General features: G+C 63.8%; 16 protein-coding genes and 1 CRISPR repeat array. Of the genes, 3 read left to right on the top strand and 13 right to left on the bottom strand.

Annotated elements, in window-relative coordinates; genetic code table 11:
* Nucleotides 1–23: 23 nt before the first annotated feature.
* From MTAI_RS07480 to MTAI_RS07495, 4 genes are read right to left on the bottom strand one after another with little or no spacing between them, the layout of a single operon-like run.
* Nucleotides 24–1,244, bottom strand: coding sequence for an efflux RND transporter periplasmic adaptor subunit (locus MTAI_RS07480; RefSeq protein WP_027886802.1), 1,221 nt, complete (start codon nt 1,242–1,244; stop codon nt 24–26).
* Nucleotides 1,244–2,245, bottom strand: a complete 1,002-nt coding sequence (locus tag MTAI_RS07485; protein WP_027886801.1) for a TolC family protein — start codon at nt 2,243–2,245, stop codon at nt 1,244–1,246. Before MTAI_RS07485 ends, MTAI_RS07480 begins: the two co-directional genes overlap by 1 nt.
* Entirely contained in the window at nt 2,242–3,570 is a 1,329-nt protein-coding gene (locus MTAI_RS07490) for a TolC family protein (protein WP_051349790.1), read from the bottom strand. The genes MTAI_RS07485 and MTAI_RS07490 overlap by 4 nt, the downstream gene beginning before the upstream one ends.
* On the bottom strand, nt 3,563–4,039 hold the full coding sequence (locus MTAI_RS07495) for a MarR family winged helix-turn-helix transcriptional regulator (protein WP_223299568.1): 477 nt from the start codon (nt 4,037–4,039) through the stop codon (nt 3,563–3,565). Before MTAI_RS07495 ends, MTAI_RS07490 begins: the two co-directional genes overlap by 8 nt.
* Before the next feature lie 104 nt (nt 4,040–4,143).
* Between MTAI_RS07495 and MTAI_RS07500 the strand changes: the two genes are divergently transcribed.
* The 3 genes from MTAI_RS07500 (at nt 4,144) to lysS (ending at nt 6,773) form a co-directional block, all read left to right on the top strand.
* Complete coding sequence (locus MTAI_RS07500) at nt 4,144–4,509, top strand: hypothetical protein (protein ID WP_027886798.1); 366 nt, start codon at nt 4,144–4,146, stop codon at nt 4,507–4,509.
* A gap of 177 nt (nt 4,510–4,686) precedes the next feature.
* Complete coding sequence (locus tag MTAI_RS07505) at nt 4,687–5,160, top strand: GreA/GreB family elongation factor (protein ID WP_027886797.1); 474 nt, start codon at nt 4,687–4,689, stop codon at nt 5,158–5,160.
* Nucleotides 5,161–5,264: 104 nt separating this feature from the next.
* Nucleotides 5,265–6,773 carry a lysine--tRNA ligase gene (gene lysS / locus MTAI_RS07510; protein ID WP_027886796.1) on the top strand — a complete coding sequence of 503 codons (1,509 nt, stop codon included), beginning with the start codon at nt 5,265–5,267 and terminating at the stop codon, nt 6,771–6,773.
* A gap of 9 nt (nt 6,774–6,782) precedes the next feature.
* Nucleotides 6,783–8,344: direct repeats of the CRISPR family, unit length 37 nt; unit sequence GTTTCAATCCTCACTCGAGCTCTCGCCCGAGTGCGAC.
* Nucleotides 8,345–8,545: 201 nt separating this feature from the next.
* On the opposite strand, the gene cas2 is transcribed toward lysS, so the two are convergent.
* From cas2 to cmr1, 9 genes are read right to left on the bottom strand one after another with little or no spacing between them, the layout of a single operon-like run.
* Nucleotides 8,546–8,845 carry a CRISPR-associated endonuclease Cas2 gene (gene cas2, locus MTAI_RS07515; protein WP_013013740.1) on the bottom strand — a complete coding sequence of 100 codons (300 nt, stop codon included), beginning with the start codon at nt 8,843–8,845 and terminating at the stop codon, nt 8,546–8,548.
* 2 nt (nt 8,846–8,847) lie between these two features.
* Nucleotides 8,848–9,867, bottom strand: coding sequence for a type I-C CRISPR-associated endonuclease Cas1c (gene cas1c, locus MTAI_RS07520; RefSeq protein ID WP_187388516.1), 1,020 nt, complete (start codon nt 9,865–9,867; stop codon nt 8,848–8,850).
* Complete coding sequence (gene cas4, locus MTAI_RS07525) at nt 9,864–10,520, bottom strand: CRISPR-associated protein Cas4 (RefSeq protein ID WP_027888782.1); 657 nt, start codon at nt 10,518–10,520, stop codon at nt 9,864–9,866. Before cas4 ends, cas1c begins: the two co-directional genes overlap by 4 nt.
* A 43-nt stretch (nt 10,521–10,563) precedes the next feature.
* On the bottom strand, nt 10,564–11,592 hold the full coding sequence (gene cmr6, locus MTAI_RS07530; RefSeq protein WP_027888783.1) for a type III-B CRISPR module RAMP protein Cmr6: 1,029 nt from the start codon (nt 11,590–11,592) through the stop codon (nt 10,564–10,566).
* The gene (gene cmr5, locus MTAI_RS07535) at nt 11,579–11,971 is read right to left on the bottom strand and encodes a type III-B CRISPR module-associated protein Cmr5 (RefSeq protein ID WP_027888784.1); all 393 of its coding nucleotides are present in this window, start codon (nt 11,969–11,971) and stop codon (nt 11,579–11,581) included. The genes cmr6 and cmr5 overlap by 14 nt, the downstream gene beginning before the upstream one ends.
* A gap of 2 nt (nt 11,972–11,973) precedes the next feature.
* The gene (gene cmr4 / locus MTAI_RS07540; protein WP_027888785.1) at nt 11,974–12,762 is read right to left on the bottom strand and encodes a type III-B CRISPR module RAMP protein Cmr4; all 789 of its coding nucleotides are present in this window, start codon (nt 12,760–12,762) and stop codon (nt 11,974–11,976) included.
* Nucleotides 12,752–13,882, bottom strand: coding sequence for a type III-B CRISPR module-associated protein Cmr3 (locus MTAI_RS07545; RefSeq protein WP_027888786.1), 1,131 nt, complete (start codon nt 13,880–13,882; stop codon nt 12,752–12,754). The genes cmr4 and MTAI_RS07545 overlap by 11 nt, the downstream gene beginning before the upstream one ends.
* On the bottom strand, nt 13,875–15,341 hold the full coding sequence (cas10, locus tag MTAI_RS07550; protein ID WP_027888787.1) for a type III-B CRISPR-associated protein Cas10/Cmr2: 1,467 nt from the start codon (nt 15,339–15,341) through the stop codon (nt 13,875–13,877). The genes MTAI_RS07545 and cas10 overlap by 8 nt, the downstream gene beginning before the upstream one ends.
* Entirely contained in the window at nt 15,338–16,561 is a 1,224-nt protein-coding gene (gene cmr1, locus MTAI_RS07555; RefSeq protein WP_027888788.1) for a type III-B CRISPR module RAMP protein Cmr1, read from the bottom strand. Before cmr1 ends, cas10 begins: the two co-directional genes overlap by 4 nt.
* Nucleotide 16,562: the final 1 nt, after the last annotated feature.

Here is a 16,562-nt window from a genome sequence, read left to right on the forward strand (position 1 = left end):
ACCCAGGGGCGCTTCGAAGCCCTTCACTGCACCACCTCTACCGCATCTCCATCGCTCAGACTCGAGGGCACCGGGAAGACCACCGGCTGGCTGCCCAGCCCATCCACCGCCACCTGGGTGCCGGTATCGCCCAACACCCGCACCGGGGTTCGCACAGCCTTGCCGTCCTGCACTACAAACACGAAAGTGTTGCGGCCTTCGGTGCGCAAAGCCCCAGCGGGCAGCAAAACGCCCTGGGCCAGGGTCAGGGTGTAGCGCACCTGGCCGCTGGCACCTGGCGGCAGCGCACCCTCAACCCGGGCGGTCAGCTCGACGAGCCGGTCGGTGCCAGGCACCTTGCTGCTTTTGATCAGGGTAGCGGGGTAGCTGCGTCCTGCGTAAATCAGTTCGACCTGGCGGCCCATCGGTAGGCTGGCGGCCTCCTCGGGGGGCAGGCGGAAGCTGGCCTCGAGCCTCGAGGTATCGGCCAGCCTGAAAGCCCGCTGACCGGCACTCACAAACTCGCCCGGGTTCACGAATATCTCGGCCACCACACCCGCAAAGGGGGCTTTCACCTCGGTATCGGCCACCGCCCGCCGGGCCTGGTTGAGCTGGTTCTGGGCCTGTTGCACCTGCAGCCGCAGCAAGGCCAGATCCTCGCTGGAAGCCCGCTGGGCACGGGCCAGGTTCTCACGGGCGTTGTCGAAGGCGGCCTTGGCCTGGTTGTAGGCAGCCTCGAGGCCAACAAGCTCCACCTGGGCAATGGCCCCAGCCTGGAAGAGCTGCTGGCCTTCCCGGTAGCGCCGCTCGGCCACCTGGAGGTTGGCCTGGGCCGATTCCAGGCTGGCCTGCAGGGGGGCCAGGGAGCCCGCGGTCGAGCGCTGGGCCCGCTCGAGGTTCACCTGGGCCTGCTGCAAGGCCAGCTCGGCGTTGCGCAGCGCGATCTGGGCATTGGCCGGGTCGAGGCGCAGCACCACCTGCCCCTGAGCCACCCGGCTGCCCTCACTTACCGCTATCTGCAAAACTTTACCCGAGGCCGTCGCGCCCACCTGGCTCTCACGGGCTGGGGAAAGGATGGCCCCGGTCGTGCGCACCGTGCTAAGCACCCCACGCGCCGGCTGCACCACCCGCACCTTGATGCTGCGGGCAACCGCTTCTTCGGCAGTAGGATTTTCGCTATTTGCCGCCCGGCGCGGGCCACACCCGGCCAGCAACAGCGCAGCCACCCCCAACCACAGCCAGATCTTGTTGCCAGGCCGGGCCATTAGCGACCTCCGGCCAGCAGGCTGTAGTAGGCCCGGAAGTAGTTCCCCAGGGCCTGCTGGGCGGCCAGCTCAGCCTGGATAAAGGAAAGCTCGGTCTGAAGGTAGGCCACCTGGCTGATCAGGCCCGCATCCAGGCGCTTTTTATCGTTGGCCAGGGTTTCGCGGGCGTTGGCCAGGGCCGACTGCTGCACCGATAGGGCGCGGGCTGCGGCCTGCAAGTTTTGCAAGAGCGAGTCGTACTGCAGGGCCAGGCCACGCTCAATTTCCCGGGCACCAGCCACCGCCTGCTCGGCCCGCGACCTGGCCGCATCAATCTCGGCCCGGGCCGCGTAGCTGGGGTCGAGCAGCTCAACCTGTAGCTGGGCCAGCTCAACCCGCTGACGGGCCTGCAGCACATCGGGGTTCTTGCCCAGAAGCCCCTGTACCACACTGGCCTCGGGCATGGCCGGGGGGTTGGGCAGAGGGGCCAGGGCCTCAAAAGCCCCCACCAGGCTCCTCAGCGAGGCCTGGGCCAGGGCCAGGCCGTTCTCAGCCCGGTTGAGGTTGCTGCGCGCCTCCTCCAGGCGGTTCTGGGCATTGCGCACATCCAGCGCCGTACCGGAGCCGTTGCGCTGGCGAATCTGGGCTACTTCCAGGCCGCGGGCCGCAACCTCGAGGGCCTTCTGGGCCAGGCGTACCTGCACCTGGGCCTCGAGCACCTGGGCATAGGCCCCCACAATGCTGCTCTGGGCCTGAACCACAGCGCGCTCGTAGCTGGCCTGGGCTAAAGCGGCGCGCTGTTCAGCCTGCACACGACTGGGGCGGGTTAGCAGGGGGTCGGACAGCACCCTTTGCAGGTTGGCAGTGGCATCGTCGAGTTCGGCCCTGGCCGCCACCACCGGGGCCTGCGCGGTGGCTTTAGCCAACGCCGCCTCGAGGGTCAGGGTCTGGGCCTGGGCCAGGGCTAGGGAGAACAGTAGGGTCAGCGGTGTAACAAAACGGGTGGCAACGGCCATTTTCATCGGTTCACCTCACTAAGGGGCAGGGCATAGAAACGGTAAATGTCCAAAATGCGCTGGGAGCGGTTCAACTCGGCCTGCTCGACCCCCAGCCGGGCCTGGGCCAGGGCCAGCTCGGCCTGCAACGAGGCCAGCGGGCTCGCGAGCCCCAACCGCTCGCGCTCGCGGGCTTCGGCCAAACTACGCTCGGCATCGGCGCGGGCCTGTAGGGCGTTGGCCAGGTTTTGCTCGGCGGTTTGCAGGGCCGAGCGCAGCAGGTCTTCCTGTAGTTTGCTGCTGCGACGGGCCGCCTCCAGGGCCTGCCGGGCCGCGTCTACCTGCTTCTGGGCGGCCTCGAGGGCATCCACCACCCCAAAGGCGATGTTGGCCGAGAGCCCAATCTGCAGAGTTCCCACAATCCGATCCTGCGGGGCGCTGCGGCCCGGCACCTGGTTGGTGTAGCTGAGCGAGGGCTGCAGGGTGCGGGAGTTAATCGAGATAGTTAGGGCATCGCTATCAGAGGTGTTGCGGGTGTAGCTGCCCTGCACCACCGGCAGCACCCCCCGCAGGGCCCGGTCGTAGGCGATCTGGGCGTTGGCAAGCTGCAGCTCAGCCTGCCGTACCTGGGGCGGGGTGCCCCCGCTGGGCACAGCCAGCCGGGGCGGGGCAGCGCTCTCCTGGCCGATCAGATCGAAGAGGGTTTGCTGGGCCAGGGCCAGGTTGCGCTCAGCCTCGGAGAGCTGGAGGGCCGCCTGCCGCAGGCTGGCCTCCGCCTGGCGCAGCTCGCTCTGGCTGGCGGCTCCACGGCTTGCGCGCAGCCGGGTGGCCTCGAGGCTGGCCTGGGCCAGCCGCACCCCCAGCCGGGCCACCTCGAGGCCCTGCTCGGCCAGGCGCACCCGCCAGGCCGCCTCCACCGCCTGGGCCTCGAGCTGGGTACGGGCCTGGCGCAACCCCAGGGCGGCCTGCTCAACCCCCAGGGCTGCCTGGTTGGCGGCATCCGATACATCGCCAAAAGGAAAGGGGGTAAAGGTCAGGCCCAGGGTAACCTGCCGGCCATCGGTGGGTAGAGTGGCGCACTGTGGGTTAAAGGGGTTGGGGCAGGTGGGCGCACCGGGGGGCGGTGTCACCTCAAAAAACGAGAGCCCGCCCTGAAGCTGAAAGCTTACCGGGCTCAGGGTGGCCCGAAGCTGGGCCTGGGCTGCCTCGAGGCCCAGGCGGGCTTGCAACAGCGAGGGGTGGTTTTCCAGCGGCGCAAAAAAACCCTGCGCCCATCCGGGGCCCACCCCTACCAACGCCGCCCCCATGAGAGCTAGCAGAAGTCTTTGTTTCCGGCCTGAGGGTTTACTCATAGTCCATCTCCTGCTCATGCTCCCAGGAAGCCAGGCCCTTGCCTGGGCTTAGATCGATGATCTTGCGGTAACTTTGGGTGATCATGGAAAGCTCCTCTGGGCTGAGCCGCCCAAATCGCTCACGTGAAAACGTCCGCCAGCGCTCGCGCATCTGCTCCAGAAAATCTTTCCCCGAATCGGTCAGCAGAATACGCACCTTGCGCTTGTCGCTGGCATCCAGCTCACGCCGCACCAGACCGCGCTCCTCCAGGCTCGCCAAAAGCTGGGACACCCCCGGCGGGGAGGCATCCATCACAAAGGCCAGGCTCGAGGGCTGGTCAATCCCCTCCGAGATGCACATCAGCGCAAAGGCTTGCATCAGGGAAACCCCCAGCCCCTCAAAGGCTTTCTGCTGGTCAAGCCGCATCTGCCACACCACATGGGTGGTCAGCCGCCAGAGCTCGTCCAGCTTTTCGTCTAAAATATTCATACCCATGAAATATTAGACCTACTAATAGGTCAGGAAAGCAGTCTTCGCTACAGTTTTCACAAAAGGCTCAAATTATTCGTCAGGACATGGTAAGCTACGGGCAAATGGGGGAAAAAATCTTCGAAGAGCGGGAGCTCATTTTGGAGCTCTTTCCTGGAACCTCCCCGGAGCTTTGGCCTCCGGGGGAAATCCTTTATTACCGGGATCAAGAGGCACGGGTGCATATCGAGGAAAACCCGCTGCACCTGATTCTAGAGCCCCTCGAGCCCACCGGTAGCACCACGCCCATTGTCTGCGCGGCCTGCCACCGCCATATCTCACGAAACGCTGCGCAGTTCTTCCGCTTTGGGGTGGGCCAGGATGCCCGACACTTCCGGTACGTGGCCCTCTGCCGGGACACGGAAAGCTGCTCGGGGATAGCACCGCCAGCGCGTTTGAGGGAAATCCTGCTGCGGGGTATACTACCTTAGCGCTAATGGAAGACCCCTTTTGGACGGGGTAAAAGCAACTTCATAAAGGCTCGGCCATCCGCCGGGCCTCTTCCAAAGCCGGGTTGGCTCATGTGCATCTCAGATCGGTAACGCAGCATCAATAGCGATTGTGAACAGGCGCAAAACGCCAAAATTCAAAAACCTTCAGGAGGCCGGATGGCACGCGAAGTTAAGTTGACAAAATCGGGATACGAACGACTGGTGGCTGAACTCGAGCAGGAACGGGCCCGGCTACAGGATGCCACACGCATATTGCAGGAGCTGATGGAGTCCTCCGACGATTACGACGACTCGGGCTTGGAGGACGCCAAGCGCGAGAAAGCTCGCATTGAAGCCCGCATCGATTCGCTCACCGACACCCTCTCCCGTGCGCAGATCATGGAAGAGGAGGGCACCAAGGTAAGCCAGGTAACGCTGGGGGCCATTGTGACCCTGAGATCGAAGGAGGGCGAGATCATGGAGGTGCAGGTGGTGGCCCCAGCCGAAGCCAGCGTGCTCGAGCGCCCCATGAAAATCTCCGACGAAAGCCCCATGGGCCGGGCCCTTTTGGGTCAGAAGGTGGGGGCCAGGGTGTTGCTGGAAACCCCCAAGGGCAAAAAAGAATTCAAAATAGAATCCATTCAGCACTAGCCATTCCAGGCTCGAGCCTCGGTAGTACCCGCTACTGGGGCTTTTTTTGCTGCGCTTTGCGAATTGGCCCGGTGCAGCTTAGACTCTAAAAGCTGGATGTGCGTATGCCTGAGTACAGCGAACAGACCCAACAACGCCTAGCCAACCTCGAGGCCCTCGAGCAAGCCGGCTTCGAGCGCTTTCCCTATCGCTTCCCTAAAACCCACGATGCCGCCCAGATTCTGGCCGCCCACGCCGGGGCCGCCCCCCAGCAGGAGTGGCCCGAGGAAGAGGTGCGCGTAGCGGGCCGCCTGATGACCTTCCGCCACATGGGTAAGGCCAGCTTTGCTCATCTGCAAGACCAGAGCGGGCGCATTCAACTCTACCTGGCCCGCGACATTACCGAGCGCTACGACCTGATCAAAAAGCTCGACATCGGCGATATTTTGGGGGTCGAAGGAACCGTTTTTACCACCAAAACCGGCGAGATAACCATCAAGGTTCGAAGGTTTGTACCCCTGGTCAAGTCGCTCCACCCCCTGCCCGACAAATGGCACGGCATCCGCGATGTGGAAACCCGCTACCGCCAGCGCTACCTCGACCTGATCCAAAACCCCGAGGTGCGGGAGGTGTTTCGCATCCGCAGCCGTATGGTGCGCTACATCCGCGATTTCTTCGACCAGCGGGGCTTTTTGGAGGTTGAAGGCCCCACCCTCCAGGCCATTGCCGGTGGCACCGAGGCCAAGCCCTTCAAAACCTTCCACAACGCGCTCGACCACGAGTTCAACCTGCGCATTGCCCTCGAGCTGCATCTCAAGCGCCTGCTGGTAGGCGGCTTTGAAAAGGTATATGAAATTGGCCGCAACTACCGCAACGAGGGCATCTCGGTCAAACACAACCCCGAGTTCACCATGCTGGAAGCTTACTGGGCCTATGCCGACTACACCGACATGATGGCCCTGGTTGAAGACCTGCTCTCGGGGCTGGTGCAGCACCTTTTTGGAACCACCCAGGTGCGCTACGGTGAGCACCAGATCGATTTTGCCAAGCCCTTCCGACGCATCGATTTTGTCACATCCCTCAAAGAACAAGCCGGCCTCGACTTCGACCCCACCGACCTCGAGCGCCTCCGTACCTGGGCCGATCAGAAGCACCCCGAGCTGCGCAGCGTACCCAGCTACAAGTTGCTGGACAAGCTGTTTGGGCACTATGTGGAGCACACCCTGATTCAGCCTACCTTTGTGGTGGATGTGCCCCTCGCTATCAGCCCCCTGGTCAAACGCCACCGCGACCCCAACAAACCCAACCTCACCGAGCGCGCCGACCTGTTTGTGGCAGGCTTCGAGCTCTCCCCTATTTACTCCGAGCTAAACGATGCCCTCGATCAGCGCGCCCGTTTCCAGGAACAAGCCAAGCGTCGCGAAGCCGGCGACGATGAAGAGCCCGAGATTGACGAGGATTTTCTGCTGGCCCTCGAGTACGGCATGCCCCCCGCCGCCGGGATGGGCCTGGGCATAGACCGGCTGGCTATGGTGCTCACCAATCAAGAAAGCATCCGCGATGTGATTCTCTTTCCCTTGCTCAAACCGCGCAAGGAAGCCCCCAACCCTGGCGAGTCTACAGACCAGGACTAACCCCCATTCGTTTCTGTCTGCACTCGAGCTCTCGCCCGAGTGCAACACATACGTAAAAAACCGCATAAAAGGATTCTTGCGAGTTTCAATCCTCACTCGAGCTCTCGCCCGAGTGCGACGCTGCCCACCTGCACCTTCACATAAGCCCCGGGCAAGGTTTCAATCCTCACTCGAGCTCTCGCCCGAGTGCGACATCATCCGCCAGGTAGGAACCAGCCCAATATCCGCGTTTCAATCCTCACTCGAGCTCTCGCCCGAGTGCGACTGATCCCTGGAGGACCATCACAACGGCGCCGGTCAAGTTTCAATCCTCACTCGAGCTCTCGCCCGAGTGCGACCGAGCACCTCCCGGACATCCGGGCGGTTGACGGTGTTTCAATCCTCACTCGAGCTCTCGCCCGAGTGCGACACCCTACGGGATATGCGGGGCGCTGGCAATGGATTGGCGTTTCAATCCTCACTCGAGCTCTCGCCCGAGTGCGACAAGCATCCTGACCCAACACATTGCTAATCAGGCGGTGTTTCAATCCTCACTCGAGCTCTCGCCCGAGTGCGACCTGTGGCTGTATCGGTTAGCGTCATCGCATCAGCCGTGTTTCAATCCTCACTCGAGCTCTCGCCCGAGTGCGACTTCTGGAGAGCAGGGACATAGCGGTCCAGGTGGACGTTTCAATCCTCACTCGAGCTTTCGCCCGAGTGCAACGCCTTTTTGCCTTCCGAGGATCATCCCTGTCCTTGGGTTTCAATCCTCACTCGAGCTTTCGCCCGAGTGCAACTGGAGAACAGCCTGGCGGCCTCTTGGGCCCCCTTGTTTCAATCCTCACTCGAGCTTTCGCCCGAGTGCAACGGGCTTCATTGCCCTGGAGGAGGTTGAAAGGGAGGTCCTAGTTTCAATCCTCACTCGAGCTTTCGCCCGAGTGCAACGATTGTAGTGTTGTTGTAAGAGTATATGTTGATAAGTTTCAATCCTCACTCGAGCTTTCGCCCGAGTGCAACTAAAAGAAATCTCTCCTGTTGGAGAGGTCGAGATTGTTTCAATCCTCACTCGAGCTTTCGCCCGAGTGCAACGTTGTAGCAGTCACGCCTATTAGTGAAGGTTATCAGTTTCAATCCTCACTCGAGCTTTCGCCCGAGTGCAACCCGCCTCCGAAAGGTTGGCGTAGGCAAAGGAGCAGTTTCAATCCTCACTCGAGCTTTCGCCCGAGTGCAACCTGCTGCGCAAGCCCCGGAGCTATGCCGAGGTCTACGTTTCAATCCTCACTCGAGCTTTCGCCCGAGTGCAACATTCCTTCATGCCGGCACCTCGTGCAATTCTCCGTTTCAATCCTCACTCGAGCTTTCGCCCGAGTGCAACGCGCAGTGACGGTAATAGTTCGCCCATCCACGAATGTTTCAATCCTCACTCGAGCTTTCGCCCGAGTGCAACGCCCCTGGGGCCCGCGGCCCCTTCGCCCCATCACGGTTTCAATCCTCACTCGAGCTTTCGCCCGAGTGCAACTAATATCTAAAACCTCAAAAACATCAATAGAATATTGTTTCAATCCTCACTCGAGCTTTCGCCCGAGTGCAACGGCCTCATTCTAGCGTGCGTGCAGGACGGGGCTCAAGAGGCCGTTTGCGCGAACCCCCCCAAAAAAGCTTCCGACGCAGGGTGGGGGAAGGTGGAGGGAAAGCGGGTTTTCAATGTCCCCTAGCCAGTTTCTCGGCTTGCGCGAACCCCCCTGGGTTTTGGCACTTGCTTGGGGTTCGCGCAAAGCAAGTGCCAGGGTGGCTTAGACCACCAGTGGATCGTCAAAATCAGTGTACCTGTCCTGACCGTGCACGCGCAAACAACGCTCGCGACCACCGGGCAGGGTGTAGATGCGCAGGCTGTCTTTGTCCGGGTCGATCACTTTGAGCAGCTTGGCCTCCATGTCTTCTAGCTGGGCCCGCGAGACGCGGCACTCGAAGACCGACATCTGCACCCGCTGACCGAAGTTTTTGCAAATCTTGGCAACACGGGCCAGGCGCGCCTGACCGTCTGCGGAGGTCACGTTTACGTCGTAGGTAACCAGAATATCCAGCCGTTCCATGCCTATCGCCCCACAAAAGGCAGGTACTGCGGAAGATCGCCCCGCAAATAGCGGGCCAGCAGGCGGGCCTGGATATGGGGTAGCAGGCCCACCGGTACGGGTTCTTTGAACAAAGGGTGTTGAACGGTCTCCAGCCGGCGCGTCTGGAAGGCCACAATCACCACCTTTCGGCCTTCCTCGTTCAGCAAAACGGCCCCACCGGGTCGCGTCTCGAAGTGCTCGGGGGCCAGCTGCTTGCGGTTCAAAAGCGACAGGGCCAGCCGGTCGGCCCACCAGGCCCGGAACTCCTCCATCAGGTCGAGGGCCAGGGCATTGCGCCCCGGGCGCAGGGCGTGCAAAAAGCCGGCCTGGGGGTCGAGCCCCACCCCCTCGAGGGCCGCGGTGCACTGGATGGTGAGCAGGGCGTACACGAAGCTGAGCAGGGCGTTCACCGGGTCGCGCGGCGGGCGCTTGTTGCGGCCGTCGAAGCGGAACTCGCCCGAGAGCAAAAGGTCGCCAAAGGCCGCAAAGTAGGCGCTGGCCGCGTTGCCCTCCAGGCCCCGCACCTCGTCCACCGAGCGGGCCTGCGGAAGCTGGCGCAGCGCGGCCTCGTGCTCGCGGAGGGCCAGGGCCAGGGCCTCGGTCTCGCCGCGTTCCCGCACCGCCCGCTGCAAAACCAGTCGGGCGTTTTTGAGCTTGCCCTCCACAAAGCGCTGGGCCAGGTAGAGGCTGCTCGAGGGGTTGTCCAGCGCGCGGTACTGGGCCTGCCGTAGCAGCACATTGCCCGAAACCGGGCCGGCAAGCCGCCCCTGGAAGCGGCCCGACTCGCTGAACCAGGTGACCTCGAGGCCCTCCTGGGCGCAGCGGTGCAGCAGGTAGGGCGAAACCAGCACATTGCCAAACAGCGCCAGGCCTCCCAGGTGGTGCAGGGGTACGTTGCGTAGGGTTACGTCTTCGTGCTCGATGCGCAGGGTATCGCCCTCGAGGCGCAGGTAGACGCCCTGGGTTTGTATGTAAAGGGTGTTCAATACCTCGCTGTTCATGATGTTTGTCGGGCTTGCCAGGTCTGCAGGGCCTGCGGCACCTCGGGCATGCACACCCCCAGCAGCGAGCAGTGTTTGCAGCGTTCATCGGCAGCGGGTGGGGGCAGCTGCTCCTGCTGCAAGAGTTTGCGCAGCGCACCGATGGTGGACAGGGTGGCCGCGCGCAGCTCGGGGGTAAAGGACACCACCCGGCGGCGCTGGCTCGACTTGCTAAAGAGCGCCCCCTCCTTCACGCTCTGGCCGAACATCTCCTCCAGGCACAAGGCCTGGGCGCAAAGCTGCACCTCGGCGGCTTTGCGGGCCAGCTCGCGGGGCCAGCGCTGGCCCAGCTTGTACTCCACCGGGTAGGGCACGCCCTCCACAAACTCCACCACATCGGCCCGGCCCGTAAGCCCCAGCCGCTCCGACCACAAAGGCAGGGCGCGCTCCACCCAGACCCCCTCGCGCAACAAACCCTGCGGAATGTCCACGTTCTCGTGGGCGTGCTTGCCGCGCAGGGTGAACTCGTTGTCCTCCCATTCGCCCTCCAGCAAAATCAGGGCCGCCCGGCGGGGGCAGTAGGTGTACTGGGCCAGGGCGCTCAGGGGCAGGGGCTCCTGCGGCTGGGAGGAAGCCGGGATTATCTCGGGGAATACATCGTCGAGTTCGTCCATGCAAATGCCTCCGCAACTGCGTGCGCTTATCTCGTGAGGCCCGCTACTCCTCCAGTAGCCGCTTTATCTCGGCGTGCTGGGGGTTCTTATCGGGGTTCCAAACCCTCCACTCTTGCAGGTGCTTGCGGATGGCCTCGAGGCTAGGCCGGCGCACGGGGGCTGGCTTACCCCGTAGCTCCTGGAGGAAAAAGTCCAGCTCGCCGCGCTCGTTAGCGGGCTTGATCTTTTCGATCCGGGCCTTGTAGCTCTGGTAGAGTTCCTCACCCAGATCCGCCTCGCTTTTGGGCCTGGGCGGCAGCTTTACCTCGAAGTACCCGTAGCCCGCATTGGTCTTGCCCCCCAGGCCCAGGTGTTCCAGGCCCCACTTCAGGATCTCGGCGGCGGCAAAAACCCAGCCCTCGGCGTGGCTCGAGGGGCTCGAGAGGGCCAGGCAAAACTTCGTTCCCGGCTTCACGCTCAGGAAGCCCACCGGGTTGGGGTCGTCGAAGTCGGTGGGCCATACTTCGCCGCTGCCGTAGTAGCCCTGGTGGTGCACGGTGATCACGTCTTTATGGAAGGGCTCAGTGCTGCTGGGATCCAGCCAGCCGTCCCAGTAGACCAGGTGCGCGGCGCTTGTGATGTCGCCAAAGAGGACTCGCTTTTGCTCTTTGATCTCTTCGGGAACCTCGGCACCGGGCCTGGTGCTTTTGCCCTCCATCAGGGCTTTTCGCTGATCTGCCCCGAGGCCGTGAAACTCGAAGAAAGCCCGCAGGGCCAGCCCCTTGAGGGCGCTGCCCGGCAGGTAGGGCACTCCGTAGGTGTGGTGGATGGCCAGGCCGTTCTCGATGGGGCTGGCGTTGCCCAGGCCGATGGCCAGGGGGGTGAGGGCGGTGGCCTCGAGGAAGAGCGCGTTGCTCAGGGCCGCTTTCCAGCGCTCAAAAGCGTTTTTGTAAACCTTTGCAATGGGCCTGGCAGCGATCGAGTCCAGCAGCGCCCGGGCCGCCTGCTTGCTGGCATCGTGCTGCTTGAGGTACCTGTACAGCGCCAGCCCGGCGTGATCGGGGGGCTCGAGGGGAAGTCTAGCGGCCCTCATCGTCCCCTCCCGCCTCAACCTTCAGGACGCTTCTAGCAAAGCGCTTGAAGTAGACCCAGGCCCCCAGCACCCGCCGGGTGTGGTGCATGTAGGCCGTGGTGGGGGCCTCATGTAGATACGCCAGCAGGTCGCCTTCTACCTCGAGGATGGCCCCGAGGTGCTCGAGCAGCTTCTGGTGGGCCCGGGCCCGCGGGCCTTCGCCGCTGGCCTTGTCGGCGCTAAAGGCCACCGCCTGGCACAGCCCGCTCTGCAGCACCATCACCGGGAAGCTGTGGCACAGGCCCCCGTAGATCCTCCTGAGCTCGGGGTCGGCCTGCTCCAGGCTGCTCACCAGCTCCAGGGCCCGCTTCATATCCTTCTGGCTGCGGGTCTGGGGCATGGCTATACCCCCCCCAGCACCCGCAGCAAACCGCGCCCCACGCTGGCCTCGCCCCCTATCTGAAGGTAGGGGCGCCGGTGCAGCTCGGCGAAGTGCGCCGCGTCTTTGGCGATGGCGAAGCAGGAGAAAACGGCCTCGGCGGGGACGGCCTCCTCGTACCACAAAGCCCCGCTGGCAACGGTTTTGCTTGCACTCTCGAGGCGCACCCGGGCGATGACCTCGAGGCCGGTCTGGCAAAAGTAGCTAAACACATCGTTGCTCACCAGGGCCAGGCGCTCCATCAGACCTTGCTCCTCTTTCCCAAACAGCAGCCCGCTAATGGCCTTGGCCAGCGCTTCCGAGGAGCCTTTTACCCTGAGGTCGATGTCCTCCAGAATCACCTGGTGGTTGTACTGGATGGCGCTCCCAGCCAGGACTTCCTCGCCGGTGATACTGGGCTGGGGCAGTTCCAGCGACAGGCCCAGGGCTTCGGCGTCGCGCCGCCAGCGCTGGAGCACCAGCGGGCAGGTGATGAGGGCGAAGGTTCCGGCATAGGAACGCACCGGCAGCAGCAGCAAACGGGCGTCGGTGAGGGTCAGCTCGCCCATCTGCTCCGGCGAACCAAACACCTTATTGGCCGCCTCGTCCGTGCGTCCATCGCGCAGCACCCCTTTGAGGCTGCTGGCGGGAATCAGCGGAAAGCCCGTGGCCGCCTCGCGGGCCACCGGCAGGTCAATCACCGAGCCCGAAACCTGCCCGGTGCCGGGATGCACCGGGGTCAGGGCCTGCAAGAAAAAAGCTTTAGTCTGCATAGCTTCCCACCCCCCATACAGCAAGTCCAAAGCCGTCCTTACGGTCTTGTTCGTTGTCCGAGACCGGGCGTAACCAGCTTTCCAGCACCGCGCTGGGATCGCCCTCCAGCAGCTCGAAGAAGTAGACGCTGCCCGCGGGCACCATCCAGCGCACCGGCTTGGGTCGGTTGTTCCGCAGGCTCCAGCCCGAGACCGGCTCCCGCCGTCCCACCGCCGCGGCCACCAGCTTGAGCCTGACCTTTGCCAGCCCCCGGGGCAGGTGTTGTTCACCCGGCTTTTTCAACCACCCCGGCCTCCAACCATCCTCAAACAGGGCCGGGGTGGCCAAGACCATGCGGATCAGCTGGCCCTTTTGCAGGCCGGCGAAAGCCTCCTTGAGGCTGGTGGGGCAGTCCCACCAGTAGCGCGAAAGCTCTTCGCGCACCCGCAGCGCCACCGGCCGCGACTCACCGCCCAGGAACCCCAGCAGCTGGGGGGTGTGCCCCTCGGGCAGGGAGGCCCTGGCCCGCAGGGTATAGGGGATGTACCGCCCATCCTGCACCTGCTCGAGGGCGCGGTAGCCCACGCTAAAGAGCTGACCTTCCTGGGCCTTGCCCTTGGAGGGATCCATGGCCACATGGATGCGTTGTTCGGCGGGCGGGCCCGCCACCCGCTCGGGCAGCACGGTCTCCCCCAGCAGCCAGCGCTCCATATCGCCCTGCCGCCAGAGGGTATAGCCGGTCTGGGGTTTGACATCCTCGCTCACCCGCAGCGGCATCAGGCCTTCCGGCAGGTTGCACCCACCCACGGGCCGGAAGGGCTGCAGGCGCATGACCCTATCCTGCTGGTCTTTTCTGTAGACAAGGGCATCGCGCGGCGCGGGCAGGATAATTTCCTCGCCGCAGGCCAGCAAAGGGCCATAAATGGGCAGACCGTGAAGGTTTTGTAGATACTGGTAATCTCTCCAATTAGCCTTCTGGGCAAAACCGACCTGGGCGCGCACAAAACCGGCCACCGTGCTGGGCAAGGGCAGGGGCAGGCTTTGCGCGGCCGTCTCGGTTCCATCGGCGGCGCTGAAGGGCCTTCCATCGCGCCAAAACTGGGGGGTGAGGGCTTGAATTTCCAAAACACGTTCAGGCACGGGCAACCTCCTTGGGGTGCTCGAGTTCAACACCGCTTAGAAAACGGGCCACAACCAGCTCTTTGGCGTAATCGAGCAGATCCTGGCGGGATTCGAACAGGGGCAGCCTCAGGCCTTTGCGCTCCTTACGCCCCAGAATGCGCTCGGCCTCGGCTTGCAGGTAAGCCACGTTCATATCGTCCTGCCACTCCCGGGCCAGCTCGAGCAGCTCGTAGGCCAGGCCCTGGGTGAGATCGCCCTGCTCGAACGACTGCAATAGCTCACCCCAGCGCAGCTTGTCCCAGGTGCGCACCACGGTGATGGGTGCTCCACCCCGGGTGTGCAGGGCCACCGCCAGAGCGTTGCGCCCACCATCCTTGGCCGCTTTTTCGGCGTCTCGAGCCCTCTGCAAAGACTGGGAGAGCGGTTCGCGGTAGTGCACCACCGCCACCCCTGCCGAGAGGGTTCCGCGCACCCGGTGTCGGAAGCCCTCGGAAAGGTCTTGCGCGCAGGCCACGGCCTGGTTCACCGGCAAAAAGGCCAGCACATCGTCGCCGCCGGAGTAGACCATAAAACCGCGGTACTTTCGAACGATCTGCCGGGCCTCGCGGGCGAAGTCGTCGAGTGTCTTGGAAAGCGCGCGGTGGGCCTCGGGGTTATCCTGCCGGCTGATCAGCTCGCCCATGCGGTCGCCGTCGGCCACCAGGATGGCGAAGTAGGGCTGGGGTTCTGTGATGCGGTCGTCGTCCTCGCCCCAGCGCTCCTGGGGCATAGCCTCGGGGTTTTTGGCCCGGCGGGCCATGGTGCGGGTGTCCACCACCACCCCGGACTGCCGCACGCCGTAGCAGCGTTTGAGCAGCGAGATCGCATCGAGATACTCGGTGGACTTGATCCTTAGGGGCTTGTAGCTGCCATCCTCCAGGCGGATGTTTACATCGCTCCACTCTTTGGGGTCGATAACCGCAGCCCTCGAGGGGTCGAGGGGCGACTTGGGTATGCCCTCGTCATTTTGCTGGGTAGGGGCAAAATCGCGTAGGGCCTTGCGCCCGGCCAACAGGCGCTCCACGGCCTGCCGGGCCTGGGGGTAGTTGTCTTCCAGCGGAACCCAGGCTGCGTAGAACTCGAGGAAGTGCTTGAGCTGTTCTTGGGCCCTCTGGTGATTGATCTGTTTCCTATATTCCTCTGGCAGTTTGTCGATGCTTTCCTGCCAAAGCTCCTCCAGCCGCTCTTGCGCCTTTTCTTTCGCGCCTTCGGCCAGCTTGGCAGGGTCAGTCTCCACCTCGGCCAGGATCTTGTTGGCACCATCGGCCTCCTTATCAGCCGGGAAGATCAGCCGGGCTTGCCGGTCGGCCAGATAGCGGGCCACCGTTCGGCTCAGCTCCTGCAAAATCTGCGAGCCCGCGTAGAGGTCGGCGGTGCGGCGGGCGGCGGCGATGAAGTCCTGTACGGGGCCAATCGAGATGGAAAGCAGGTAGGTCACAGGCGCACCTCCTGGGTAAAGCCCTGGATATGGGCCGCTTTGCGAACGGCCTCGAGGGGGTCGTCGGCCTCGAGGGCTTCTAGCACGGGGTCGGCCTCGGGGATATGAAGGGCAAGCTCCCGGCTGCCAATCTGGATGCGCTCAGGCAGGGGGGCTTTGAGCAACACCACCGCAGGGCGCACGCTGCCATCGGCAAAGGCCATGGGCTTCAGGATGACCGGGGAGGCCATGCGCCTGCCCTGTGGGTGTTTTGCATCAAGGGTACCGCTAAAGCTATTCCCCAGGCGCTGGTAAACGATGGGCAGGCCCAGGTACGGCTTCGCCAGGGCGATCTCCTGCTGCTTGGATCCCAGGGTCAGCAGGGTCTTGTGGTCGTTCCACTTGCCCCCGGCCATGGGGGTGTAGGCCATGGTTTCGCCCGTCCGGGGATCCTTCACAAAATGCCCCTTGCGCAGGCGGGCCCAGAAGCGGCCCAGCTCGCGCCAGGCGGTGTGGCCCTTGAAGGGGTCGGTATTGCTGGGCTTGCGGGGCTGGCCCAGGCGAACCACCGCACCGGCCAGGGTGGTGTGCGAGGGGTTCTCCACAGGGGGCTGGGCGAACCAGGCCCTGAGCTGCTCGGGGCTGGCCGGCAGCCAGGCCTGGGGCTCGTTCAGCACCTCGAGGGCCCCCACCCCCCGCCGGGTGCGAGCACCGATGCCGCCAAAAGCAATCCAGGCCCGAATAGCCCGGCGCAGGTGTTCTTTTTCTTCCTCCGACAGGTGGGGGATGAGCTCGAGGGTAAACTCCACCCACTTGAGCCCGCTGGCCTCCGGGAGGTTCTCCTTTTTATTGAAGTTGAAGGGGTGCAGAAAGAAGCGCTCCATCGGCCCGGTCTTTGCTGCACCCCTGTCCCCGACCAGATCGGAGGGCCTGACAAACTCGCCGGCCTTCTGCTCGAGGATGCGCAGCGCCACCCTCCCCTGCTTCTCCGCACTCCCCCAGATGGCCTCCTCGGCCTCGAAAAGCTTTTCCGAGCTGGCGTACTGCGCCCCCGCCGTAGCCCGCCACCAGAAGCGCAGCTGTCCGCGCACGCTGGCGGGGCGGATGGGGTTCGCGGCGTCCACCTCGCGGGGGGTGGCGCTGCCGCCGAACAGGGGGGTGATGGTGCGCAGCCTGAGCCTCCAGGTCTCCAGGGCCGGTGTTTTGAGCTGAAAGGATGTAGACGGAACCGTCCTGGGCATG

The organism is Meiothermus taiwanensis WR-220 (genome assembly GCF_003568585.1).
Classification (GTDB): Bacteria; Deinococcota; Deinococci; order Deinococcales; family Thermaceae; genus Meiothermus; species Meiothermus taiwanensis.